The organism is Paracidobacterium acidisoli (genome assembly GCF_003428625.2).
Taxonomy (GTDB): Bacteria; Acidobacteriota; Terriglobia; order Terriglobales; family Acidobacteriaceae; genus Paracidobacterium; species Paracidobacterium acidisoli.
Map to the genome: position 1 here is coordinate 218,106 of NZ_QVQT02000008.1, position 25,761 is coordinate 243,866.

The 25,761-nt window shown below is 61.8% G+C and carries 21 protein-coding genes; 5 read left to right on the forward strand and 16 right to left on the reverse strand.

Going from position 1 to position 25,761, the window contains the following annotated elements; genetic code table 11:
- Positions 1–77 precede the first annotated feature (77 nt).
- Positions 78–2,159, forward strand: coding sequence for a beta-N-acetylhexosaminidase (locus D0Y96_RS19595; protein ID WP_350449127.1), 2,082 nt, complete (start codon positions 78–80; stop codon positions 2,157–2,159).
- Between the two features lie 65 nt (positions 2,160–2,224).
- On the opposite strand, the gene mnmA is transcribed toward D0Y96_RS19595, so the two are convergent.
- A complete protein-coding gene (mnmA, locus tag D0Y96_RS19600; protein WP_117303446.1) occupies positions 2,225–3,343 on the reverse strand; it encodes a tRNA 2-thiouridine(34) synthase MnmA in 1,119 nt (372 codons plus the stop codon).
- Between the two features lie 286 nt (positions 3,344–3,629).
- Between mnmA and D0Y96_RS19605 the strand changes: the two genes are divergently transcribed.
- On the forward strand, positions 3,630–5,576 hold the full coding sequence (locus D0Y96_RS19605) for a M61 family metallopeptidase (RefSeq protein ID WP_117303448.1): 1,947 nt from the start codon (positions 3,630–3,632) through the stop codon (positions 5,574–5,576).
- A gap of 205 nt (positions 5,577–5,781) precedes the next feature.
- Here the strand turns inward: D0Y96_RS19605 and D0Y96_RS19610 are convergent, their stop codons facing one another.
- From D0Y96_RS19610 to D0Y96_RS19635, 6 genes are all read right to left on the reverse strand, one after another.
- Positions 5,782–6,183, reverse strand: coding sequence for a DUF1801 domain-containing protein (locus tag D0Y96_RS19610; protein ID WP_117303450.1), 402 nt, complete (start codon positions 6,181–6,183; stop codon positions 5,782–5,784).
- Positions 6,184–6,402: 219 nt separating this feature from the next.
- Entirely contained in the window at positions 6,403–10,488 is a 4,086-nt protein-coding gene (locus D0Y96_RS19615) for a beta strand repeat-containing protein (protein ID WP_199480487.1), read from the reverse strand.
- A 405-nt stretch (positions 10,489–10,893) separates the two neighbouring features.
- Positions 10,894–11,292, reverse strand: coding sequence for a VOC family protein (locus D0Y96_RS19620; RefSeq protein ID WP_117303452.1), 399 nt, complete (start codon positions 11,290–11,292; stop codon positions 10,894–10,896).
- Positions 11,289–11,702 (reverse strand): DoxX family protein, encoded by a 414-nt coding sequence (locus D0Y96_RS19625; RefSeq protein WP_117303453.1) that lies wholly within the window; start codon positions 11,700–11,702, stop codon positions 11,289–11,291. Before D0Y96_RS19625 ends, D0Y96_RS19620 begins: the two co-directional genes overlap by 4 nt.
- Positions 11,703–11,704: 2 nt before the next feature.
- Positions 11,705–12,142 carry an SRPBCC family protein gene (locus D0Y96_RS19630; protein ID WP_117303455.1) on the reverse strand — a complete coding sequence of 146 codons (438 nt, stop codon included), beginning with the start codon at positions 12,140–12,142 and terminating at the stop codon, positions 11,705–11,707.
- A 2-nt stretch (positions 12,143–12,144) separates the two neighbouring features.
- Entirely contained in the window at positions 12,145–12,486 is a 342-nt protein-coding gene (locus D0Y96_RS19635) for an ArsR/SmtB family transcription factor (protein ID WP_252263966.1), read from the reverse strand.
- Between the two features lie 179 nt (positions 12,487–12,665).
- Between D0Y96_RS19635 and D0Y96_RS19640 the strand changes: the two genes are divergently transcribed.
- Positions 12,666–13,625 (forward strand): alpha/beta hydrolase, encoded by a 960-nt coding sequence (locus D0Y96_RS19640; RefSeq protein ID WP_117303509.1) that lies wholly within the window; start codon positions 12,666–12,668, stop codon positions 13,623–13,625.
- A gap of 191 nt (positions 13,626–13,816) precedes the next feature.
- Here the strand turns inward: D0Y96_RS19640 and D0Y96_RS19645 are convergent, their stop codons facing one another.
- The 3 genes from D0Y96_RS19645 to D0Y96_RS19655 all read right to left on the reverse strand — a co-directional run bounded on the left by D0Y96_RS19645 (position 13,817) and on the right by D0Y96_RS19655 (position 16,397).
- Positions 13,817–15,163, reverse strand: a complete 1,347-nt coding sequence (locus D0Y96_RS19645) for a Gfo/Idh/MocA family oxidoreductase (RefSeq protein WP_117303457.1) — start codon at positions 15,161–15,163, stop codon at positions 13,817–13,819.
- Between the two features lie 419 nt (positions 15,164–15,582).
- On the reverse strand, positions 15,583–16,095 hold the full coding sequence (locus D0Y96_RS19650; protein ID WP_117303459.1) for a hypothetical protein: 513 nt from the start codon (positions 16,093–16,095) through the stop codon (positions 15,583–15,585).
- Entirely contained in the window at positions 16,095–16,397 is a 303-nt protein-coding gene (locus D0Y96_RS19655) for a PadR family transcriptional regulator (protein WP_117303461.1), read from the reverse strand. Before D0Y96_RS19655 ends, D0Y96_RS19650 begins: the two co-directional genes overlap by 1 nt.
- A gap of 147 nt (positions 16,398–16,544) precedes the next feature.
- On the opposite strand from D0Y96_RS19655, the gene D0Y96_RS19660 reads away from it, so the two are divergent.
- The gene (locus D0Y96_RS19660) at positions 16,545–17,099 is read left to right on the forward strand and encodes a YybH family protein (protein ID WP_117303463.1); all 555 of its coding nucleotides are present in this window, start codon (positions 16,545–16,547) and stop codon (positions 17,097–17,099) included.
- Positions 17,100–17,320: 221 nt separating this feature from the next.
- On the opposite strand, the gene acs is transcribed toward D0Y96_RS19660, so the two are convergent.
- A complete protein-coding gene (gene acs / locus D0Y96_RS19665) occupies positions 17,321–19,285 on the reverse strand; it encodes an acetate--CoA ligase (protein ID WP_117303465.1) in 1,965 nt (654 codons plus the stop codon).
- Between the two features lie 1,199 nt (positions 19,286–20,484).
- Between acs and kdsB the strand changes: the two genes are divergently transcribed.
- The gene (gene kdsB, locus D0Y96_RS19670) at positions 20,485–21,255 is read left to right on the forward strand and encodes a 3-deoxy-manno-octulosonate cytidylyltransferase (RefSeq protein WP_252263967.1); all 771 of its coding nucleotides are present in this window, start codon (positions 20,485–20,487) and stop codon (positions 21,253–21,255) included.
- Here the strand turns inward: kdsB and D0Y96_RS19675 are convergent.
- From D0Y96_RS19675 to D0Y96_RS19695, 5 genes are all read right to left on the reverse strand, one after another.
- Positions 21,252–22,514: an MFS transporter gene (locus tag D0Y96_RS19675; protein WP_117303467.1), complete on the reverse strand. Its 1,263-nt coding sequence runs from the start codon at positions 22,512–22,514 to the stop codon at positions 21,252–21,254. The genes kdsB and D0Y96_RS19675 overlap by 4 nt on opposite strands.
- Positions 22,515–22,662: 148 nt before the next feature.
- Positions 22,663–23,439 (reverse strand): response regulator transcription factor, encoded by a 777-nt coding sequence (locus D0Y96_RS19680; RefSeq protein ID WP_117303469.1) that lies wholly within the window; start codon positions 23,437–23,439, stop codon positions 22,663–22,665.
- Positions 23,440–23,483: 44 nt separating this feature from the next.
- Complete coding sequence (locus D0Y96_RS19685; protein ID WP_117303471.1) at positions 23,484–23,825, reverse strand: PilZ domain-containing protein; 342 nt, start codon at positions 23,823–23,825, stop codon at positions 23,484–23,486.
- A gap of 189 nt (positions 23,826–24,014) precedes the next feature.
- A complete protein-coding gene (locus tag D0Y96_RS19690; protein ID WP_117303473.1) occupies positions 24,015–25,250 on the reverse strand; it encodes a hypothetical protein in 1,236 nt (411 codons plus the stop codon).
- A 312-nt stretch (positions 25,251–25,562) separates the two neighbouring features.
- Positions 25,563–25,761, reverse strand: a 199-nt coding sequence (locus tag D0Y96_RS19695) for a hypothetical protein (RefSeq protein ID WP_215601633.1), incomplete at its 5' end; no start/stop codon positions are given.

Consider the following 25,761-nt stretch of genomic DNA (forward strand, 5'->3'; position numbering starts at 1 on the left):
CTGTATAGTCATCTATGGCGCAGGGAGTGCCGTCGCGCCGTGTTGCCGAACCTCGCTGACCAAAGAGAGAGCCCAACGTGAGACTTCCCATCGCAATCGCCATCCTCTCCGGGACCATCGCCATGGCATCCGCAAAGACTCCTGTTCAGAATCCCGCTTCTGCCCAGCCTTCGCCCTCCGTCTTCGTCAACACCCTCATGCCGCAGCCCGCACATCTCACCGAACAGCCGGGCGCACTCGTCATCACGCCGTCCTTCACCACCGTCGAAGGGCACTTCCACGACGCGCGCCTCGACCACGCCGTCACCCGTGCCCTCAACCGGCTCAAAGAGCGCACCGGCCTGCTCATCGCGAATCTTCCCGCCGACAGCGCCTCCGCCACGCTCACTGTTGATGTCGACGGCCCCGGCGAGGCCATTCAGTCCGACGACGAGAACGAGTCCTACTCGCTCGACGTCACGCCCTCCGGCGCCCATCTCCACGCCGCCACCGACATCGGAGCCATGCATGGCCTTGAAACGCTGCTGCAGCTCGTGCAGCCCGATGGCGAGCAGTTCATCCTGCCCGCTGTCTCCATTCAGGATGCCCCGCGCTTCCGCTGGCGCGGCCTCATGATCGACTGCGGCCGCCACTTCATTCCTTTTCCTGTTCTGCTGCGCACCCTCGACGCCATGGCTGCCGTCAAAATGAACGTCTTCCACTGGCATCTCACTGAAGATCAGGGCTTCCGCATCGAGAGCAAACTCTTTCCGAAGCTGACCGAAGACGGCTCCGACGGCCTCTTCTACACGCAGGATCAGGCAAGGGAGCTGGTCGCTTATGCGCGCGACCGCGGCATCCGCGTCGTGCCTGAGTTCGACATGCCGGGCCACACCGGCTCCTGGCTGGTCGGCTACCCCGATCTCGCCGGCGGCCCTGGTCCCTTCCACATCGAGCGCCGCTTCGGCGTCTTCGATCCCGTCATGGACCCCACGCGCGACAGCACCTATAAATTCATCGACGCCTTCATCGGAGAGATGGCCGCCATCTTTCCCGACCCGTACATGCACATCGGCGGCGACGAGAACAACGGCGTCGAGTGGAAGCAGAACCCGCGCATCCAAACCTTTATGCACGATCACAATCTGAAGGACACCGCGGCGCTGCAGAACTATTTCAATCAGAAGCTGTTACAAATTCTGAAGAAGCACGACAAGCGCATGGTCGGCTGGGACGAGATCCTTACTCCCGATCTGCCTAAGGACATCGTCGTGCAGAGCTGGCGCGGCTTCGACTCGCTCGCCGCCGGGGCAAAGCAGGGCTACAGCGGCATCCTCTCCGCCGGCTACTATCTCGATCACATGGACTCCGCCGAAGATCACTACCTCGTCGATCCCATCCCCGCAAAGAGCGATCTCACCGCCGATCAGCAGGCGCGCATCCTCGGCGGCGAAGCCTGCATGTGGGCCGAGTATGTCAACGGCGATGTCGTCGACTCGCGCATCTGGCCCCGTACCGCCGCCATCGCCGAGCGTCTCTGGTCGCCGCAGGGCGTCAACAACGTCGACGATATGTACCGCCGCCTCGCCGCCGAATCCATTCGTCTCGAATCCTTCGGCCTCACTCATCTCTCGCAGGAGAAGATCGGTCTTCGCCGTCTTGCCGGACCATCCTCCGAAGAAGCCGGCGATATGAACGCGCTGCGCACCTTCGTCTCCGTGCTTCAGCCGCCCGACTTCAGCGGCATCGCCTCCGAACACCGCACCACGCTCTCGCCCTTCAGCGCGCTGACCTTCGTTCTTCCGCCCGATCCGCCCTCGCGCCACGACTTCGAGCATCTGGTCGCCGATTATCTGCAGGACCCCGTCGCCGCCGAAGCCGGACAGACGCAGCTCACCGGCATCTTCGACGCATGGATCGCTGCCGAGCCCGATCTGCTGCGCATGATGGCCAACTCGCCCATCCTTGCCCGCACCCGCCCGCGCGCCGAGCAGCTTGCCCGGCTCGGTACCCTCGGCAGCGAGGCCGTCTCTTACCTGTCATCCGGTCAGCCTGCGCCGCAGGGGTGGAAGGCCCGCCAGCTCGCTCTGCTCGATCAGGCCGGCAGGCTTCAATGCGGGGTCCGCTTCACCGTGCTCCAGCCGCTGCGCGACCTCGTCAACTCCGTGCAGGAAAGATAAGTGCAAAAAATAAAACCCCGGAGAGCGCTCTCCGGGGTTTTTGTCTTAAACCGTAACAATATCGGTTACAAAATCCATCCCCCGCCAACCACTTCCTCGCCGTCGAAGAACACGGCCGCCTGGCCCGGCGTGACCGCGCGCTGCGGCTCGTCGAAGACCGCTTCCACCTCATCCGGTCCCGTCATGCGCAGTGTCGCTGATGCCGGCTCGTGCCGATGGCGAATCTTCGCCCGCACCCGCATCTCGCCGTCGAGCTTTGCAATCGAGATCCAGTTCAGCTGCCCCGCGCGCAGCGTCCGCGTGGTCGCTTCCGCATCGGCGCCCACCGTCACGCGATGCGAGTCATGATCGATCTGAATCACATACAGCGGATTCGGCGACGACACGCCCAGACCCTTGCGCTGTCCGATCGTGAAGTTATGAATCCCCGTGTGCCGTCCGATCACCTCGCCCGACGTGCTCACCAGCTCGCCCGCCGTATCCGGAATCGTCTCGCCCTGCTCCTCCAGATACGCGTCGATGAACTGCTTGTAATCGCCGCCCGGCACGAAGCAGATCTCCTGCGAGTCCGGCTTCACCGCGATCGCCAGCGCATGCTGCGCCGCAATCTCGCGCACCTGCGGCTTCGTATATCCGCCCAGCGGAAACAGCGTCCGCGACAGCTGCTCCTGCGTCAGTCCGAAGAGAAAGTACGTCTGGTCCTTGCTCGTATCCGCCGGCCGCTTCAGAATCCAGCGATCCCGCGCCGGATCGTACTCGTTGCGCGCGTAGTGTCCCGTCGCAATGCGGTCCGCGCCAATCTGCCGCGCCCGCACCAGCAGCTGATCGAACTTCAGATGGTTGTTGCACAGCGAGCAGGGAATCGGTGTCCGCCCCGCCAGATACTCCGACACGAACGGCCGCACCACATCCTGCTCGAAGCGCTCCTGCTCGTTCACCACGTAGTAGGGAATCTCCAGCGCCTCAGCCACGCGCCGCGCGTCGTATACATCATCGAGCGAGCAGCATCGCCCCTGCACCTGCTCCGGCATGCCTTCCTTACCGGCAAGCCGCCGCTGGTTCCAGAGCTGCAGCGTCAGCCCCACCAGCTCGTAGCCCTCATCGCGCAGCATCGCCGCCACCGTCGAGGAGTCCACTCCACCCGACATGGCCACGGCAATCGTATTGTTGAATCGAAGCGGCATATCCCTTCTTCCATTATCCCACCCTTCACACGCCGCATGCGGAGACCCGCATGGCCTCATTCTCTTCGCCGCCTCCGAGTTCGAAGCCCTCAGCCTCCGCTCATCGAGCCAAATACCCCACACCAGATTTTCACCACATCCGGAACTTCAGATGCGGGTCAGTCGTCCAACTCTGCGCTCTGCGCTCTGTGCCCTGCGCCTGCCTCTTTGCTAAAATCACACTTCCGCGCAGCACCGCATTCTATACGGCCCGGCCTCACCAACTCACCTCTCGGGGGAACGCCTTATGCGACTCTTTCGTTCCGTACTGCCTTTCAGCCTTGTCCTTGCCGCATCCGTCGCGGTGCCCGCCCTAGCGCAGTCGAACGAACCCATCCGCATCACCGCCGATCTCTCTGACGCGCCGCGTAAGCTCTACCACGCCGAGGTCGATCTGCCCGTATCGCCTGGCCCGCTCACTCTCACCACGCCGCAGTGGATTCCCGGCAACCATCGCCCCACCGGCCCGGCCGAGGACATCACCGGCGTCGTCTTCACCATCAACGGCAAGCCCATTCCCTGGCGCCGCGACGACGTCGATCTCTACGAGTTCCACCTCAACATCCCGCAGGGCGTTACCCGTCTCCACGCGCATCTCGACTGCATCGTCCTCGCGCGCGTCTCGCAGAAGCTTGCCGTGCTCGAGTGGGAGAAGCTGCTGCTCTACCCCGCGCACATTCCCGTCCGCGATATCCCCGTGCAGCCTTCGCTCATCGTGCCCGCGGGCTGGGGAGTCGGCACCGCGCTCACGCCCGTCGACGCAGGCTCCTGGCCTGTGCCCGCCTCCGGCAGCACCACGCGTTTCGCCGCCACCAATGTCGAGCAGCTTGAAGACTCGCCCATCATCACCGGCCAGTACTTCCACGAATTCGCGCTCGCGCCCGACATCACTCCGAAGCACTACATCGATGTCGTCTCCGACTACCCTGAAGACTCGAACCTGCGCCCCGCGCTGCTCTCCGAGATTTCCCGCCTCGTCCGCGAGGCCGGCACCGCCTATGCCTCGCACCACTATCACGAGTACCACTTCCTGCTCACGCTCTCTGACGTGGCCGGCGGCGAAGGCCTCGAGCACGGCCAGTCCTCCGACAACGGCGTCGGCGAAAAGGGCTATGCCGATCCCGCGCATCAGCTCGCCGAGGCCGATCTCCTCGCGCACGAGTTTACCCACTCATGGAACGGCAAATACCGCCGCCCCGTCGGCCTTTATCAGCCCGACTTCGCCACGCCGCAGCAGGGCGCTCTGCTCTGGGTCTACGAGGGCATGACGCAGTACCTCGGCAACGTCCTCGCCGCGCGCTCCGGACTCAAATCCCAGGCGCAGTACCGCGACCTGCTCGCCATGTCAGCCGCCAACCTCGATAACAAGCCGGGCCGCGAGTGGCGCTCCACCGAAGACACCGCCGTCGCCGCCAGCATCCTGCGCGGAGGCAGCCCCGCATGGGCCAATTGGAAGCGCGGCCAGGACTATTACCAGGAAGGCGAGCTGCTCTGGCTCGACGCCGATACGCTCATTCGCAAAATGACGGATGACAAAAAGTCGCTCACCGACTTTCTGCACATCTTCCTCGCCAAAGGCGGCAACACCGGTCCCATGATCGTGCCCTACACCTTCGACGAGCTGGTCGCCGATCTCAATCAGGTCGTGCCCTACGACTGGGCGAAGTTCCTCCACGACCGCGTCGACAACATCAACCCTCGCGCCGATCTTGAAGGCATCGAGCGCGGCGGTTATCGCCTCGTCTACACTGACAAGCCCAACCCCTCCGAGAAGCTGATGGCCTCCGTCGGCTCACGGCGCGGCGGCAGCATCAACTGCTGGTACTCCATCGGTCTGCGCCTGCGCTCCGACGGTGAAATCTCCGACGTGCTCTGGAACGGCCCCGCCGACAAGGCGCGCATCGCTCCCGGCGAAAAAATCCTCGCCGTCAACGATCAGGTCTTTTCCGCCGACGCTCTGCGGAACGCCATTCGCGAGGCGAAGACCGCCACCGCGCCCATCCATCTCATCCTGCAGTCCGACAGCTACGTCTCCACCGCCGACATCGACTACCACGGGGGCGAGCGCTACCCGGTGCTCGAGCGCATCGACGGCGCGACCGACTACCTCGACCAGATCACCACGCCGCTCGTTCCACCCTCCGCCGCCGATCTCGCCCTCGAACAGGAGAAGGGACAGAACGAAAAGAAGTGAGCGTTCCTTCAGAGCAGAGGCCGGATATTGGGGTGCCCCACGTCCGGATTTTCGGACGTGGTATGCATACTCTTAAACGGCATGCACACCCTTAAACTTTTCATCCCGACCGAAGTAGCCGCGCAACCGGCCACGCAGCGGAGAGATCTGCAGTTCTCGATTCCGGTCTCGATTCTGAAAATCTGCCGGTAAACCCAGGACGGAGTTACAACCTGTTTCTGCTTTTCCCCGCAAGGTTGAGCGCCACGGCGGCGCGGATCAGATCCTTCAGGGCCGCCTCGTCGATCCTGTCGCCTTCATGGAAATCGATGGCGCGCCTCACATTCCCCTCAAGGCTGGAGTTGAACAGACCGGAGGGGTCCTCGAGCGCCGCTCCCTTTGCAAAGGTCATCTTCACGGCGTTTTTGTAGGTCTCTCCCGTGCAGACGATGCCGGCATGGGAGAAGACGGGCGTGCCTCTCCACTTCCACTCTTCGACGATCTCAGGGTCTGCCTTGTGGATGATCGCGCGCACCTTCGCGAGCGTCTTCCCGCGCCAGTCTCCAAGCTCGTTGATCTTCGCGTCGATAGACACAGAGGCGGATTCCGCAGGAACGGTTTTCTTCATGGGCAGCTCCGAATCTCGCACCTGAATGTAGTCGCCCGCAGCCGAATCCGCAACCTCGGCAACGTTCGGCAGGGAATCAGTTTGGAGTGAATGACCGAAGTTCCCCGAAAAGATAACTTTCAGGGAGCAAACGAGACGGAATGCTCCTCAGGACGATGGCTCCATCGACCTGAGAAACATTGGTTCCGGTTTCGTTCTGCGCGGCGGGGGAACGCGCAGTTAGTTGATCGTGATGGTGAGCTTGCCGGATGCCGGGGCGCCGGGGTTTGTGGCAATCAGCGATGCCGAGCCGGCGTTTGCCAGATCGCTCGCCGGAATCGCCACCGTGACGTGGGTTGCATCCACGATGGTCGTTGTCCGGTAGCTTCCGTTCCATGTCACGGCCACACCGGGAAGAAAGTTCGTCCCGGTAAGAGTCAGCATAGTATTGCCGCTGCCGTGGGCAATGCTTGTGGCCGAGCTTGCCGTCAGACTCGCCGCCGTGTCTGTCCCGAGTTCCTGCGGAGCCACAAAGGGCCCGCGCAGCAGGATGAGCGAAGTGATCGTCTGATTGGTCGTGTAGTTCTCGGTGGATGTCAGCAGAGCCAGCCCATCCTGCCCCCAGCGCAACATGTTCCAGCCGCTGGTGATCGAGGAATATGATGCGGGCATCTGCAGCACGGCTTCAGGCAGATATGTGCTGAGATCGTAGCGCGTCAGCCCAAAGGCAGAGGTCCCCGCCAGATTATCCAGCATCAGGAACTCCTTGCTGAGGGATGGGTCAGCTGCAAAGCCGGAACCTTCCGGTGTCGAGCCGGAGTCATAGAAATCGATCAGCGGAAGAGCCGCTATCTGCGAAGGCGGAGAAGTGGATGGATTAATGATTCCCCCGCCCAATCCGTAAACCAGGCCATTCGCCAGCTGGATGCCTCCGCCGAAACCACTCATCCCCTGAAGGGTCGTGCCGTCGGTCTCGGTCAGACCATTCGCATTCACGCTGTAGCGATAAAATACTGTGCTTTCGCCCCCGCTGGCATACAAATGGGATGCATCTGCAAAGACCGGATTGGCGCCCTCGTAAATCCCGGACAGATTTGGACGGAAGGTGCCGGTCGTGCCGCTGGTATCTAAGATGCCAAAGCTGCTCCAGGCATTCGTTATGCCAACAGCCAGGGTGGTATCAGAGCCAGGCATTGCAACCAGCGAGGTGGCAGTAACATTCGACGTTGATCCAGATTGCGTTAATGAGAGTGGGATGGTGGCGGTCAGACTCTGATTCAGCAAATTGAATTTCGCCAGACTGTTGGATCCGCTTAAACCGATGTACAGATAATCCCCGTCTGTGGTTTCCGCCATCACCGTTGGCTGGCTGCCCACCGCGACCGGCGTGCCGACTGCCCCGGTAGCGGGGTTGATCTTCACGACCGAATTGCCGGTGATACTGATGGCCGTGCTCGGAACGGTTGCGTAGAGTGACTGCGCATACGGATCGAAGAGCAATCCGCTCGTCGGAACATTTACGAGATCATAGATCGTCAGTGGCGTGATCTGCGAAACGCCTCCGCCGGGGGTTGGATTGGAAACCGTAACCGCCGCCCATCCGTAGTTTGCAATTTCTGCAGCGGTGACGGTTGCGGTGAGCTGCGCTGCGTTCACGAAGGTGGTCGTCAGTGCGGTGACGCCCAGATTTACCGTTGAATTTGCATTGAATCCATTCCCTGAAACGGTCAGCGTGAAATCGCTCGAACCGGCCTGCACCAGATTGGGCGAAATGGAGGAGATGGATGGCACCGCACCATAGATGCCGCCTGTCACTGTGGTGCTGGTGGCGGATGTGTCATTGCCCGGTGTTGGATCGTAGCTGACGGAGGTCACCGAGGCCGTGCCCGCGAGAGTTCCCGCCTCGGTGGGTGTCGCATTCACGGTAATGGTCGCGCTTGCCCCGCTGGCGAGCGTCCCCGGATCACAGCTGAAGGTCGTGCCACTGCCGCACGAGCCCGTGCTGGCCTTCACGCTGCCGATGGTCAGCGATGGATCAAGGGTAATACCAACGACCGCACCATCCGAGGCATTCGGCCCCAGGTTTTTAACCGTGGCCACCCAGGAAACGGAACTCCCCGTAGTGGCTGTGCCGGGAGCGCTCAGGGTGACGGAGAGGTCGGCCGGAGAAGACGACAGGTCCTTCACCAGAGGCGACTGGAAAATGAACAACTGAGACTGCGAGGTGAAGGGACCGGGGCTGGCATTGAGCGCAAGTCCGTTCTGTCCCCAGCGCACGATCTTCTCAAAAGAAGCTCCATAGCCGTTCTCACCTGCCCCGTTCACTACAACGCCTCCGAGCAGGTTGAAAGAAGACTCATCGAATGCCAGCACCGTATTGCTGTTATTGCCAAATGAACCTGTTGCGACAAATGCGCGACCAAGGCTTGAATCCGAAACCACCGGGCCAGTTGCGGGCGTGCTGAGGCTGCTGTAGAACGTACCCTCGAGTGTGCCATTCGAGGCATTCAGCACCTGCCCGGTGGAAAGATACAGGTTTCCCTTGTCATATTGCAGCCAGTTGGCGTACTGAGTGAGGCCTGACAGCGCGCTGGCTGCCGTGATGCCGGTTGAGCCGACCGTCAGCTCTTCCACCGTGTTGTTGTCTGAGAGCACGTAAAGGGTCGACCCCGAAGAGCCGAAGCTCATCGCCCCCTCTCCCGATGTCCACTCGTCGGCACGGGCCACCCCGGAATCGTAGATGGTGATACCGGCTGCCGTTGCCACCGCCACGGAATTTGGCAACCCTGGCACAGCCACCAGGAACAGAGCGGCCGGTGGGTTGTAGAGGCCTTCCACGCCCACCTGGAACTGGTTCACCACCTTGCCCTGTGTCAGATTCACTTGGGCCACGCTGGCTGCGCCGTCGAGGCCGACAAAGAGCTGCGTCCCGTCTGACGATAGCGCCAGCTTATTGGGATTGCTGCCGACCTGGATCTGCCGCGTTACATTGCCGGTCGTCGGGTCGATGCCCACTACCGAATTGCCCGAAACTCCGGCTGATGTCGCAGGCACCGACGCATACAGGAGCCCGTCTGTTGCGTTGAAGACGATGTCGTTGGCGGTGATGGGGAGATACACCGTAAACGGCTGTGCCGAGCTGGTTCCTCCGCCGGGTGCCGGCGTGGTGACCGTAACATTGACATTCCCGGGGAAGGCAAGGCTGGAGGCGGGAATGGTCGCCGTGATGGAAGTCGGATTGTTCAAGGTCGACGCCACGACCGTTCCATTGACCGAGACCGTGGTGCTGGGCACAAAGTTCGTCCCTTCCACAGTTATCTGGCTGGTCGTGCCGATCGGACCCGCGTTCGGATACAGGCCGGTAAGCGCAGGCGCCGGTGGATTAGCAATGGCCACGCTCACCGCGCTGGACGTGGACGGTGAAGCCCCCGGCGTCATGACCGTCACCGAAGCGTTTCCGGCGGCGGTAAGGTCGGCCGCCGGCACTGTTGCCACCAGGAAGGTGGTGTAGCTGGTGAACAGCGTGGTCTTCAGTGGCGTGCCGTTCCATTCAACCACGGAGCCCAGGATAAAGCCGGTTCCGGTGACCGTGATCGTCGTATCCGGTGAACCGGTATAGATTGAGTTGGGCGAGACGGAGCTGATCTTCGGCCCCGGCAGCGTCGCCGCGGCAACGCTCAGGCTCTCGGCCGCAGAGGTGCCGCCGCCCGGAGTCGGATTTACGGCGGTCAGCGAAAGGCTGCCCGCGGCGGCAAGGTCCGCCGACGTGAGCGTGACGCCTGCCTGGGTTGCGCTGCTGAATGTGGTTGCCCTCGGCGTCCCGTTGACATTGATCGTGGTTGCAGGATCAAACCCTGTGCCGGTGACCACGACCACAGCCGACGTGGTTCCGGTGGTTTCACTGGTGGGAGAGATCGTCGTAATCGTTGGAGCCGGATTATCGACCTCGAGATTGATCGGAGTGCCGGAGCTGCTCACTGTTCCGTTCGCCACACTCACGGCGAGCTGCGCGCCCTGGGTGATCTGGCTGGCTGGGACGGTCGCGGTCAGCTGCGATGCGCTGACATACGTGGTGGTCTCACTGGTTCCACCGACCTGGACCACACTGCTCGAGACAAACCCGGAGCCGTTGACGGTCAGGGTGAGCGCACTGACGCCCGCGGTAACACTTGCCGGGCTGATCGATGTAACGGCCAGTGTGGACGTGGTAGTGCCGCCGCCCCCTCCTGCGTTACCGGAACCGCCCGAGCCGGAGCCGCCGCCTCCGCAACCGCTGATCAGAAGAGAAAATCCGAATCCCAAAGCAAAACTGACAAAAAACGGCAAACGCAGCAAAGACCTGCTGCTCCCCACGCCCACGTTCACGATGGGACCTGCTTCCCAGAGCACTCAATTGTGTGCGGATTAAGTTCCGGCATTAAAAGTATAAGAAGAGGAGTGTCTGTGCCATAGCCATTTTAGTAACCACTTATAAAATTACCCTCTTGTAATGATTTCTCGGGATTAGTGGCACTTAAGGAATGATGGACGACGGAAAATCGTCACCCGGTCTTAACAAACATCAAATCGTCAGGCCACTTTTCAGGGGATCAATGAGCGCCGGCAAACAGGCTATCAGGAGTAATCCGTCTATTCTGCCAGGCACGCCGGCAGGCAGCGCCGAAAGTACTACATGCTACAGTGCCGCCTTAGAAACTCCGCCGGCGAACCGCCTGAATACCTCAGCCCTTCTCAGGCCTGCCAGCGCATCAGCTGCGTAAGCTGCACCAGATTGCCGCAGGTGTCGTTTACCATGGCAATCTTCGAGGCGGTCACGTCTGTCGGCGGCATGGTAAACGCGGCGCCGCCCTCTTTCATCCGCTCGTAGTCGGCCTGCAGGTCGTCGGTAAAGAACATGATCGCGGGCTGGTTCTGCTGAAACAGCGCCTGCTGATACGTCTGCGCCGCGGGGCTGTTGTTCAGCGCCAGCTGCAGCTCGGTGCCGTCCGGCTCTTCTGCCGAGGCGACCGTGAGCCAGCGATACGGCCCCTGGCTGAAGTCGGCCTTCTTCACAAAGCCCAGCACTTCGGTATAAAAGCGCAGAGCCTTCTCCTGGTCGTCGACATAAATACTGGTCACTTTGATCTTCATTTCGTTTCTCCGTTTGTTGCTGGAAAGAGGATGCCGAGGGTACGGCTCTGCGGGCGCAGCGCCCACGAGGCAACGGTCAGAGCAGTAAGGATGAGCGGAGCGATGACATGAAAGCCGTAAGCGCCATAGCCGCCCACCGCCGCGCAGGACATGGCCGCGCCCGTCAGATCGAAGAAGATGCCGGCATACGCCCACTCCTTGAGCCGCGGAAAGCCCGGCCACAGGATGGCGATGGCCCCAGCCAGCTTCCAGAAGCCAAGGATGGCGAAGAAGTACAGCGGGTACCCGAGCACAGGCACCGTGCCGTGAGGATGGGCGTGATACTGCGCCATCTGCGCGACACCGCCGCTGCCGATCGGAAGGGCAACGAGCACGGTCGTCGTCCAGTAAGCAATGGATTTGGTTTTCATGCTCACTCCAGACCTTCAGCCACCCGCTCCAGGCCGCTGAAGAACTTCTGCCAGCCGTACTTTGCGCCCTGATAATTTGCCTTCTGCTCAGGGCGAAAGCCGGACTGCTCCATGCGAACGTGCGTGCCGCCCTCCGCCGGAGTCAGCGTCCACAGCACCACCCACTGCAGACCGGCTTCGCTCTCGCCCACGCCCCAGCTGTAGGAGAGCCGCCGCTGCGGATCGACGACCAGCACCTCGCAGTCCACCACGCCGCTCCAGTGCGACACCGGCTCGGTCCGGAACCGGAACCTGCGCCCCACCACCGGCTCGAAATCATTGCTCATCATCCACTGCGCGAGCAGCGGACTCTCCGTGAGCGCGCGCCACAGCTTCTCCGGCGGGTGCGCAAATACCCTTTCGACCACAAGGGTATCGGGACTCTCTGCGGCATGGCTCATCACTATTTCATCCTCTCCAGAAGGGCTTCAAGCTGGTCGAACCGGTCGCGCCAGAAGGCGCCGTAGACGCGCAGCCAGTCCACCATCGGCGCCAGCGCATCGGGCTGCGCGCGATAGTGCGTTTCGCGACCCTCGCGGCGATGCCGCACCAGCTTCGCCCGCTTCAGCACCGTCAGGTGCTTGGAGACGGCAGGCTGCGACACGCCCGCATAGCGGGTCAGCGCGTGGACGGTCTGCTCGCCCTGCCGCGTCAGCTCCTCGAAGAGTGCTCTGCGCGTCGGATCGGCAAGAGCCCGGAACACGTGACTGGCATGAGCCGTCTTCACATGCAGAACCATAACCATCGGGTTATGGTTTGTCAAGCGATAAAGACGCGCCGTTTCCGATTGCGGCTGGTATCGTTGTTCTGCGATCGCCATCCACCGGGCAGGCGCAGGTATTTTCTGCCCGCTGTATTTGCTCATGTGCCGCGCCGCTCGCGGCGGCCATCCTGCTTTTTGACTTCAACCGGAAGGTTTCCTGCATGCTGAAAAGATTCCGTCTTCCTGTTCTCGCTCTGTCTCTCTGCTTCGCGGCCTCCGCCGCCTTCGCGCAAACGCCCGCATGGGAGCCCGCTCCCGGCCATCTCACGCTGCCGCTCTGGCTGAATGGCGCGCCCGGCGCATCCACCGCCACCGGGCCCGAGGTCGATACCAACACGGCAAAGGACCCGCTCGTCGCCGGTCGTCCCATCATCCGCCTCGGCAACGTCTCCACGCCCACCATCACGCTCTACCGCCCCACCTCCGGCATCAGCACCGGCGCTGCGGTCGTCGTCTTTCCCGGCGGCGGCTATCGCATTCTCGCCATCGATCTCGAAGGCACCGAGGTCTGCGACTGGCTCAACTCCATCGGTGTCACCTGCGTTCTGCTCAAATACCGCGTGCCCGACAGCGGCCCCTGGCCAAAATCATCGGCCGCTCTGCAGGACGCGCAGCGCGCCGTCGGCATGGTCCGTGAGCATGCCGTCGAGTGGGGCATCGATCCGCACCGCGTCGGCGTCCTCGGCTTCTCCGCCGGAGCGCACCTCGCCGCCGCCGTCAGCACGCACTACGACAAGCGTCTTTATCCCGATGTCGACGCGGCCGATCGGCAGAGCTGCCGGCCTGACTTCGCCGTCGTCATCTATCCCGGCTATCTGGCGATTGCCGATCGGAACTACGCGCCGAACCCCGACATCCATCCCACCGCCGATACGCCGCCGACCTTTCTCGTCCAGGCCGAAGACGATCCGGTGCACGTCGAAAACAGCCTCGTCTATTTTCAGCAGCTGAAGAACGCCGGTACCCCCGCCGAGATGCACCTCTACACGCACGGCGGCCACGGCTACGGCCTTCGTCCCAACGGCCTGCCCGTCACCACGTGGCCGAAGGAGGCAGAGAAGTGGATGAACACCCTCCACATGCTCAACGGCCCCACTCCCGCCCCACCTGCTGCGAAGTAGCGCGAAGGCAAAGCAGCACGCAAAGCAGGCAGTGCACAAAAAAAGACAGGGATTCATCCGTCGATGAATCCCTGCATCTGCATTCCTGTGTTGTCCAGGCGAAAATGGAGGCCACGTCCGGATCTTCGGACGTGAATGGATCGCGCAATTCTGCGCCCTGCGCCCTGCGCCCTGCGCCCTGCGCCCTGCCTTTACGCTTTTATCTTCATCGCCTCCGGGTCCCACTCGATCACCCTGCCGCGGTCGTAGCTCAGGTTGCTCAGCAGCGCGGCTCCGGCAGCGCGGAAGCCGAAGACTGCATCTTCGACCACCGGTTTCCGCGACCGTACCGATTCGAAGAAGTTCTTCAGATGGTCGTAGCTGTCGCTGTAATCCTTCGGCGCCTGATACCGCTCCGTCCTCTCCGGCAGCGGACCCACCGGATGCTGCAGCGGATACTTCTCCCGGTACGCCGCCGTGATCTGCTTCTGCATCGCCTCCGGAAATGTCCCGATCGTCAGCCCCGGCTCCGTCTCGCGCGGCACGCGGTTCACCGTCACGCCGCCCCCGCCGATCTCCATCGTTCCTTCCGAGCCCGAGAAGATAAACCCTTCACCCTCTGAGCCGCCGTCGACGAAGTTCACCCGCAGGTTGAGGTTAAAGCCCTCCGGATAATCGAAGAGCCCCAGCATCACATCCGGCACGTTGCGCCCATCCTTCCAGAAGCGCAGCCCGCCCGTCGCCATCGCCCGCGTCGGCCCGTGCGATCCGGTGATGAAGTGCGTTCCGCTGAAGAGGTGAACGAACAAATCGCCCGCCACGCCGCTCCCGTATGCCTTCCACTTGCGCCACTGGAAAAACTGCTCCGCGCTGAAGGGAATCTTCGGCGCCGTTCCCAGAAACCGCGGCCAGTCGCACGTCTCCGTCGACGCATCCGGTGGAATCGTATAATCCCACGCGCCGATCGCCGAGTTGCGGTCCCACCACGCCGTGATCATGTTCAGCTTGCCGATCGCGCCCGACTCCAGCAGCTCCTTGGCCTTCGCGTAGATCATCGAGCTCACCCGCTGGCTGCCGATCTGGATGATCCGGTTCGTCGCCCGCGCCGCTTCGATCATCTCCGGTCCATCCGAGTACAGATGGATCATCGGTTTCTCGCAGTACACGTCCTTGCCGGCCTTCATCGCATCCACGGCCGCCTGCTTGTGCCAGTGGTCCGGCGTGGCAATCAGCACCGCGTCGACATCTTTGCGCGCCAGAATCTCGTGGTAATCCTTCGTCGTGAAGACGCCATCGCCCCACTGCTCTTTGCTGCGCGCCAGCCGCCCGTCGTAACAATCGGCCACGGCCACCAGCTTTACGCCCGGAACCTGCACCGCCGTCCCCGTGTCGTACATCCCCTGTCCGCCGGCTCCAATCAGTGCCAGGTGAATCTGATCGTTTGCAGATACCGGCCGTGCCGGCTCCTCCTGCGCTCCTGCCAGGGCATAGGTCTTTGCTCCCACCAGGGTCTGTGCCGTGGCCACTCCTGCCGCCTTCAGAAAATCTCTGCGATCCATCTGCTGTACGCTGATCCTTCCCTGTATCCGATTATTTAGCCTGGCCCCTGCCCCGTTATTTCACCTGGAGCTCGCACCCGGGTGCCCCATCTTCGCCGCCCGTCTTTGGCGGCTAAGGTGGGGAAGGCTATACCCCGTTTCCGCCGCACCATAAGACGGAAAGCTGCCCGGGCCGTTCCTGAGCGCGCCTTACGCGGCGCACGATGATACCGTTTTCAGGAACCGTTCACGATAACCGGAAAGGGTTGCGCGCCGCAACCCGCCGCACAGAAGGGAATGGGTCTGTTTCTTTTTGGGAAGGGCACGGCTTCAGCCGTGCCATCGAATGCTCCAGCATGTCGCGGCTTCGGCCGCTGAGGGATTTTTTCTGTGGCCCTTCAAACGGGCCCGCGAGCCCGCCGGTCCACGTCCAGCGCCTTTCAGCGCGTGGCAAAGTGAATGACCACGTGGATCGCCATCACGCTGCCCATCAGCAGAATGCCCAGCGCCACCGGAGCCCGCTTCCGCCACAGCTTCACCGCCGCGATCGCAAAGATGATCTCCGGAATCACCACGATGGTCAGCACATGCACCCACTCTTTGCGATCCAGATCGAGCCCGGGGAAGAGCACATACCCCAGCCACACCAGTCCGAAGGCCGCCGCCAGCAGCGCCGCCGCCAGCACCGCTCCTGAAATCACTCCCACCGTTTTCTTACCAATCTGATCCACACGCGCCTCCTTCCTTTTCCACAAAGATCCCTTCCACCCCTCGCGCCACAGGCACCGAAGCATCGCCGCCGTGCTTCCCAGCGCCCACTCCAGCGCCTCGCGGTCGCTGTCGATGAAGTCCAGCTCCCGCAGCATGGCCTCGGCCCACTCCCGGCACACCGCCGGAGAGCACCGCACCACAACCTGCAGCAGCCGACGGGCCGCCCTGCGAATCGCCGCCATCAGCCCTCCGCCTCATGCAGCGCCGCCAGCCGTCCCGCCGCGCGCGGTAGCCGGTGCTCCCGCGCAAATCCCATCCCCTCCACCGTCAGCCGGTACAAATGCCGCGGAGGCCGGCCCTCCTCCGCTGTCTCCCACGACGTCTCCAGCAGCTTCCTCTCCGCCATCCGCATCAGGATCGGATACAGCGTCCCCGACTTCAGCCCCGTCCTTCGGCTGATGTCATATCCGTAACTCCACTCCCGCGGCTCCTGCAGAAACGCATCCAGAACCAGGAGGGTTTGCGGCGACAGACGCAGTTTCATGCCGATAAATCTACATATGTAGACTTTTAAATGTCAACGAATTTCTTTCCCCCGATCTTCACAACGGCTCCATCCCTCCGCCCCGGCTCTCGCCGCGCTTCGCCTCCCGAACCGCGTGATCTATTCTGTTCCCGAGGCTTCGTTCTTATGCGTATCTGCCGCTCTGCAGTCCTGACCGTCTTCTGTCTGTTCCTGGTCTCGCCGGTGGTCTTCGCGCAGCTGCCGCTCGATCCGCTGGTGAGCTCTCCCCAGGCGCAGGACCAGAACCCCCTCACCAATCCCTCTCTCTCTCCGGGAATCCAGTTCCTCTACCAGCTCGAGGCGAAGTTCGCCGCCGACACGGCCCGAGGCGGCGGCAAGGCCTTCGCCTCATGGTTCGCCGACGATGCCGTCACCCTCAGCAACGGCAAGCCGCCCGTCGTGGGACGCGCCGCCATCGCCGCCGCCGCCACCTGGACGCCGCAGCAGTATCAGCTCACCTGGACGCCGGAAGGCGCGCGCCTCTCGCCCGGCGGAGATATGGGTTTTACCTGGGGACACTACCAGGGCGTCTCGAAGGACCGCGAAGGCGGCACCATTCAGACCACCGGCCGCTACATGACCGTCTGGAAGAAGCAGCCCGACGACACCTGGAAGGTCGCCCTCGACGCCAGCAACGACGGCCCGCCCGCCGAAGGCGACTGCTGCCGCCTGCCGAATTAAGCTGCATCGGCATCGCTCAAATCGCTTGCCGTGAGTTCAGGTAAGAGAATGAATGGTCATCCCGACCGAAGCGCCGGGTGCCCCATGTCCGGAATCTCGAACATGGGCAAACCCAGCGTTCAGATGTTATGCGCCGAAGGCGCGATCGCCTGGACGGCGAGTCCCGCGATCGCCTGGACGGCGAGTCCCGCGATCGCCTGGACGGCCAGTCCCGGCGAGTCCTACTCGTCCTGTTCGCGCAGCTTCGCGATCACGCTGAAGTCTTCGAGCGTCGTCGTATCGCCTTTGATCTCGCCGTGCGTGGCCAGATCGCGCAGCAGCCGCCGCATGATCTTGCCCGAGCGCGTCTTCGGCAACTGGTCCGTAAAGCGGATATCGTCCGGCCGCGCCAGCGCCCCAATCTCTTTGGCCACCCACGCCCGCAGCTCGTCCTTCAGCTCGGGCGAGGGCTCATTCCCGCTCTCCAGCGTCACAAACGCCGAGATCGCCTGGCCCTTCATCTCATCGGGACGCCCCACCACTGCGGCCTCCGCGACCCGCGCGTGCGCCACCAGCGCCGACTCGATCTCCATTGTGCCCAGCCGGTGTCCGCTCACGTTGATCACGTCATCCACGCGCCCCATCAGCCAGAAGTAGCCGTCCTGATCGATGCGCGCGCCGTCGCCGGTAAAGTACGAGCCCGGAATATCGCTCCAGTACGTCTTCTCATACCGCTCCGGATCACCCCAGATCGTCCGCGCCATCGACGGCCACGGTTTGCGAACCACCAGCAGACCGCCCTGCCCCGCCGGAACCGGCTCGCCCGTCCGCGTCACCACCTCCGGCAGAATGCCCGGCAGCGGCCGCGTCGCCGACCCCGGCTTCGCCGCAATCGCGCCCGGCAGCGGCGAGATCATGATCGCGCCCGTCTCCGTCTGCCACCACGTATCCACAATCGGGCAGCGCCCCTTGCCGATTACCTCGCGATACCACATCCACGCCTCAGGATTGATCGGCTCGCCCACCGTGCCCAGCAGCCGCAGCGAATCCAGGCTGTGCTTCGCCACATGCTCGTTGCCCCACTTGATGAAGGCGCGAATCGCCGTCGGCGCCGTGTAAAACACCGTCACCTTGTGGTCGTCGATGATCTTCCAGAAGCGGTCCGGCCCCGGATGATTCGGCGCGCCCTCATACATCACCGTCGTCACGCCGTTCTGCAGAATCCCGTAGACCACATACGAGTGCCCGGTCACCCATCCGATATCGGCCGAGCACCAGTACACATCGTCGTCCTTCAGGTCGAAGACCAGTTTGCTCGTCAGGTATGTGCCCACCGCATAGCCGCCTGTCGTATGCACCAGTCCTTTGGGCTTGCCCGTCGTGCCGGATGTATAGAGGATATACAGCGGGTCTTCCGAATCGAGCGGCTCCGCCGGGCACTCCGCCGCGGCTGTGGCCATCAGCTCATGCCACCAGTAATCGCGGCCCTCCTGCATCGTCACCGCCGAACCTGATCGCTGATAGACAACCACGTTCTTCACGCTCGGACACTGCGGCAGCGCCTCGTCGACCGTGGCCTTCAGCTTCACTTCGTTACCGCGCCGGTAAGAAGTGTCCTGGGTCAGCACCGCCACGCACTGCGAATCGTTCACGCGGTCGACGATGGCGTGCGCCGCAAAGCCGCCGAAGATCACCGAATGCACCGCGCCGATCCGCGCGCAGGCCAGAATGGCGATGGCCAGCTCCGGAGTCATGCCCATGTACACGGCCACGCGGTCGCCCTTCTGAATGCCCAGGCCTTTGAGCACATTCGCAAACTTCTGCACCTCGACGTGCAGCTCGGCAAAGCTCAGCCGCCGCACCTCGCCCGGCTCGCCCTCCCACAGAATCGCCGTCTTGTCGCGCTTTCCGTTCTGCACATGCCGGTCCACGCAGTTGTGGCACAGATTGATCTTTCCGCCCACAAACCACTTCGCCCACGGCTGGTTCCACTCCAGCACTCTGGTCCACGGAGCAAACCACTCCAGCTCCTGCGCCGCCTCTGCCCAGAACGCCTCAGGATCGTCGATCGAGCGCCGGTAAAGCTCTTCATAAGCCGTCAGGCTGCCCACGTGCGCCTTCGCCGCAAACTCGGCCGGGGGAGGAAAAATACGGTCTTCCCGCAAAGTGGAATCAAGATTTGGATTGCTGATTGTCTCTGAGGCCATACGTCGGGTCTGCCGGCTCGTTTCTCTGGAGATTCGCGTCGCGGAGGGATTCTCCGGGCATGCTCCACACTAAAAGGCCCGATGCGCGAAAGGCAAGGCGACCGGCCGCGCAGTGATGAGCGGACATGGAATGTGGATTCTCCTTCCCGGCACAGAATCTCCGGGTGCCCCATCCTTTGCCGAGCCGCTTTTGGCGAACCGGGTCCCCGGTGCACGCGATGTTCGTGCGCGGGGGTGAAGCAAAGGGTGGGAAGCTGACCCACTTTCAGCCGCGCCGTAAGTCCGGAGCTGCGCCATGTCTGCCGGTGTGCTTTGTATCAGGGCACGGCTTCAGCCGTGCCGTAACAGGCCGGAAAAGACAGGGCTTCAGCCCCTGCGTCTCGCGTTAGCGAGACCGGTAGAAGCCCCCGGCTTTAGCCGGGGGAAGAAGATCGCCAGGGAAAAGGGGCTTCAGCCCCGGACCTCTTTGCGGCCCTCTGCGCTCCCTTCGCGTCCTCGCGGTGAAAATCATCTCGGACAGACAGGAGCACCCGCTAAAAAATGAGAATCTCCGGGTGCCTCATCCTTTGCTGAGCCGCTTTTGGCGAACCGGGTCCCCGGTGCACGCGATGTTCGCGCGCGGGGGTGGTGAAGCAAAGGGTGGGAAGCTGACCCACTTTCAGCCACGCCGTAAGTCCGGAGCTGCGCCATGTCTGCCGGTGTGCTTTGTATCAGGGCACGGCTTCAGCCGTGCCGCAGGAGGTCAAAATGAACGCGGCTTCAGCCGCTGCCGGAGGATGATTGTGCATCGAGGGTTCCCCTTCACAGATCCGGAGTTCACCGCAATGCGGCGTGTCCGGAGATCCTTCTTTCGCAGCGGTTTACTCCTCTCCGAAATCTGGCATGAAGTTTTTGGCGATTTCTTACAATGGAAGAAGCGTGAAAAGCCCGTCCGGACAGGGACGCGGCTTCAGCCGCTGAGGAATGGTTCCACTAGGTGCCCTGCGTCCGGATGTTCGGGCGTGGGCATGCGCATCCCGTCACACAAAGAATCCTTTAGAATCACGAAGATAGCCGGGGATAACCGAAGTAATACCTTGATAAAGCGATGAAAGCAAACGAGTTGCGGGAACCACCCCTTCAAAATTTGAAATCTCGATCCCGGCCGCGCCGCCGGTTACACTGACGCCTGAAGATCGAAAGGATTCCGGGAAGCGCCCTTGTCCATCGAATCAGCCGTCGATTCCATCCCTGACCGCATCGTGGCGGTCATCCCTGCGCGTCTTGCCTCCACCCGCCTGCCTCGCAAAGTTCTTCGCGAGATCGCCGGCGAGCCGATGCTCGTCTGGGTCTGGCACGCCGCCCGCGCCTGTGCTCGTCTCGACCAGGTCATCATCGCCACCGACTCCGCCGAGGTCATGGCCTTCGCAAAGATCCGCGGCTTTCCGGCCATGCTCACCTCGCCCGGCTGCCCCAGCGGCACCGACCGCGTCCATGCCGTCGCGCAGTCCGTTCCGGCGGAGATCTACGTCAACATTCAGGGAGACGAGCCGCTGCTGCGCCCCGAGCATCTCGACGCGCTCCTCTCGCCCTTCGCCCGACCCGAGGTGGAAGTGGCGACCATCGCCACGCCCTGCGCGCCCGATCAGATCGCCAATCCCAACGCGGTCAAGGTCGTCACCGCCTCCGATGGCCGCGCACTCTACTTCTCCCGCGCCACCATCCCGTACGATCGCGACCGCGACGGCAACATTCCCTATCGCAAGCACCAGGGCATCTACGCGTATCGCCGCGCCGCGCTCGACCGCTTCACATCGCTGCCGCCCAGCCGTCTCGAGCAGATCGAGCGGCTGGAGCAGCTTCGCTTTCTCGAAAACGGAATCGGCGTCTACGTTACCGAGACGCCATTCGACACCATCGGCGTCGATACTGAGGAAGATCTGCAGGAGGTCGAGAGGATTCTCGCCGCCCGTCCTCGTCCCGGCAGCTAGACCGTCGTCAGGTCCGCGCCTCGCGCCTCGCGTCCCAGGCACGTCATTACCGCGAGCACGCAGGCCACCATCAGCACCGTCGCCGCCAGCACCACTCCGTAGCTGCCGTACCGCTCCGCCGCTTTGGCCTGCAGCACGTCGTTGCGCGACGAAATCAGATTGCCGAGCTGATAGGCAAAGCCGGGAAAGGTCGCCCGCACCGGCCCCGGCGACAGCTCGCTCAGGTAAGCCGGCACCACGCCCCACGCTCCCTGCACCATGAACTGCATCAGGAAGGCGCCCGCCGTAAGCGCGAAGACCGAATGCGACAGCGCATACAGCGGAATCACCGGCAGCGAGAGCAGCGCCGCGGCAATGATTGCCCGCTTCCGCCCGATCTTCTCCGAAAGAGTGCCGAAGAGCATGCCGCCCGAGAGCGCGCCGATGTTGTAGATGATGGCGATAATGCCCGTCAGCCGCACCGAGAAGTGATGATCCTTCTGCAGAAAGGTCGGATAGAGGTCCTGCGTGCCGTGCGAGAACGAGTTGAACGCGGTCATCAGCAGCACGACAAAGAGAAAGGTCGGCGCATAGCGCAGAATGCCTTCCATCCATCCGGCCTGATCCTGCTTCTTCTTCTGCAGCGCTCCGGAGCGCCGGCCTTCCACCCACGCGGGCGACTCCTCCACCTTCCGCCCGATATAGAAGACCACCAGCGCCGGAGCCGCTCCGACCAGAAACAGCCCGCGCCATCCGAACGAGTGTCCGTGCCAGGTCAGGTGCGAGAAGAAAGGGAAGAGCGCGGCATAAGCCGCCGCCGCCATCAGATAGCCGACCGCATATCCCTCCTGCAGCAGGCCGGAGAAGAAGCCTCGATTCTCTTTGGGCAGCGTTTCAAACGCCAGCGCCGCGCCCACGCCCCACTCGCCGCCCATGGCAATACCGAAGAGCGCGCGCAGCACCAGCAGGGAAGTGAAGGTCGGCGCAAAGGCGCAGGCCATCTCCAGCGCGGAATAGCTGGCGATATTCAGCATCAGGATGGAGCGCCGTCCGAACCGCTCGGCCAGCGCGCCGAAGAGAAACGCTCCGACAGGACGAAAGGCCAGCGTCAGAAACAGCGCTTCGGCCACACGCGAAGGACGCTCGTGGAAATCCGCCGAAACGGCGGAGATGCAGAAGACAAGAATGAAGTAATCGAAGGCGTCGAGCGACCAGCCGAGGAAACAGGCAATGAATGCGTGACGCTGGGCAGAGCTTAGCTTCCGGAATGGTCCTGGCACCTCACGAGATTACCAAAACCGGAAACTGCGTCCGGCTCCGCACAGATCGGCGTCCGGCATTCTGCGGCCTGGAGCTTTACAGGCTTAGAGCTTTACAGGCTTAGAGCTTTACAGGCTTAGAGCTTTACAGGCTTAGAGCTTTACAGGCTTAGAGCTTTACAGGCTGGGTGGCAGGGGCATTCTCACCGGGGCGCGCTTCCGTATCGGCTACCCGTTTGTGCAGTTGATGGTGCAGGCAGTAAAGAGCCAGTTCCAGACGGTCAGAGACGCCCAGCTTGTCGTAGATCTTGCGCAGGTAGTTCTTGATCACCTGTTCGGTTGTGCCGAGCTGGTAGGCGATTTCCTTATTGCGCTTGCCCTGGGTAATGCAGGCAATGATGGCCAGCTCTTTCTGAGAGAGCCGGGGCTGCGAGCGCGGATTGGTCAGTGCGCTGGCCTGCGAGCGATACGCTTCGATCACCCAGTTCACCGACTGGTTGTCGATCCAGGTTTCACCGGCGGCAATCTTGCGGACGCACTTTACGAGCAGATCCGGCGAGATAGAGCGGGGAATGATGCCCCGGACGCCGCGACGGTAAAGCTCGACAGTATGCGCTTCGTCGGAGGAGGCAGTCTGAACGATGATCTTGATCTGCGGCGCGATCCTGACGATTTCAGGAATGGCATTGGTTGTTCCGGCAATCAGGCTTCCCTCAAGCAGAAGCACATCCGTGGGGTGCCGCTGAATCGCTGCGTGGATCTGAGAAAGGTTATCCACCTGCGCAACCACCCGAATATCGTCTTCCAGCGCAAAAACCTTGCGCATGCCCACACGGTAAATAGCCTGAGAATCGGCCAGAAGAACGCGAATAAGGCTTTTCCCGTTCTCCTGAACGGCTCCATTCGAGCCGTTTTCGTCCATCTTTTCCTGCTTTACATCTGACATAGTCAACCCGAATCTGCCGTCTGCTGAACTAACTATCGTCCGTTTTACTGAAAGCTGTATTCGTCGATGATCGCAGCGGCGTACGTATAAGTTTCCTCATGGTAGGAACGGATCACGCGGCCGGTGCAGTGCACCGCAGCAGTCTGCTGCAAGCCGAACATACCACTCGGAATTTCCACCAGGAATTCCACTTTCTGGCCAGAGGTCAGAAGTTTGTTCAGCCTGAGCAGTACTCCGCTGGCTGACATATTCTCTGTCTGCCCCTCGTACACGATTCCCTCAACAATCAGCCGGACCGGGAGATGCAATGGAAAACGAACAGCGCAGCGAACCCCGGTGTGGACCTTTCTTTTGGTGCGCGGCGCAGCTGGTGAAATTGCACCCATAAATACTCCCTGTGGACGTTACGGGGTGCTTTTAATGTAACCCGATCCGATTTTTGTCATTGTATTACGAAAGTTTCGCGCTGGTACCACAAAATATTTGGGTTAACGCCGAAATCGGGTTACCTGAGGGCGAAAAGGCCGGAAAGGGGATAGATCCGGTTCGGTCTGCGGAATCGGATAACTGCCTGATTACCCTGCCTGTTTCGGATAAAACGCAGCCGACGCCCCCACCCATTCCTGATCGCGATTGTGATCGACGCCCATCATTTTGCCTCGACCCAGGCGCGTAAGAGCAGCCAGCGGCTGAAGATTCTCTCCATCGGGCCACACATAGAGGATGCGGATTTCGCACTGCGTCGGACCGCAGGGCGTCTCGATGACCGGCTCGAAGTTCATTCTCTGCTGCAACAGATACTCATGCCGCTGAGTGACCGGAATGGCTGCGAGATCTTCCTGGCTGGGAGCAAACTGAATGCCTTTGCCGGCAAAGGAGAAGAGCGGCTTAAGAATCCATTGATTTCTGTCCTCGGGCAAACGGTCGCGCCCTTCGCCGCGAAACCAGGCATCGAGGAAAACCGCCGGAGGGACCGCTTCATGCTGCAGAAAGGGGATCGAGAACTTGCTGATGAGAAAGTACCAGTTCGGATGACCGGCCCATTCCACATCGAAGGATTCGCGATAGTCGAACGGCAAGCGGATCTGCTTTCGCATCAGCTCATCGACGATCGCCCGGTTATAGATACGTCGAATGGGGACCAGGGACCGGCCATTGCGGTAACAAAGGCGAGGCAATCTCCCGGGACGATCCTCAGGAAGAATCAATTCCGCATCGACAATGCGAATTCCCAGACGATCCGCGGTGACCAGAAAATCCGGAAATGTCTTTTGCTGTTCAGGCTCGATCTCCGCCAGAACCACGGTTTCGGGGTCATGCCCGGCCAGAATGACACGCGAAAGAATCTTCCAGAAGCTCGCCGCGTCATGGCCGCCAAGGAAATAACCCAGCGACGGGTCCAGCTCAAATATCGACCGGTAGGCCTCTGAGAGAACGAATTGCAGGCCATAAATCGAGGGAAATGCCTGCATCTCCACCAGACGAGGGGAAAGCTCGCCGCTTTTCTCACGAATCAATCCAAAATCGACGGTGAGAAAGTGCGGATGCGGGGTCTGATCGGCAGCCCGGTAAAGCTCCGGAATGGCTCGCCCGGCTTTGGTGAGATATCCGGAATCATTCACCAGGGAGTGAGTCAGCTCTGCCCCGATCGCCGCCATTCTGTCCAGAAGCGGCTTCGGAATAAAGCAGGGCGTCTCCGCGATACGGAAGTCAACGTGGGTACGAACACAGGCGTCCAGACTATGCCGCAGGGAGCGGTAAAGCTCCGGACGGAAGCGGGAATTGAAGTCGCTGCGGAGCTGCCTGATCACGCCATCAGCTTAGCTGAAAGGGATGGTTTGTGCCGGTAACCGGAGCATCTTTCGCGCTGGTAATCGGATCGTAAGACGCCGTGAGATTGAGGGTGGATTATCTCAGTCACGTGATTACTAACTTATTAGTAATCATAGGCTTCTCAACTTAAAAAATAGCACAAAAGTTGTAGATATTCCTCTCCCATCAAATTAAGCTCTGAAGTGTGTGTCCCACACAACGATGCATCAGCATCAACTTCCCAGGAGAAATGTTCATGTCCAAGCTTAGTTTTCGCGCCGTACTGTGTGTTGCTGCCTTTGGTGGTTTCGTTACCATAGCCTCTGCCAAAATTCCGTCCACTCCGGCCCCTGTGCCTCCGCCGTCCGCAGTGGCGATGATCCCGTCCACTCCGGCCCCTGTGCCTCCGCCGTCCGCAGTGGCGATGATCCCGTCCACTCCGGCTCCTGTGCCTCCGCCGTCCGCAGTGGCGATGATTCCGTCCACTCCGGCTCCTGTGCCTCCGCCGTC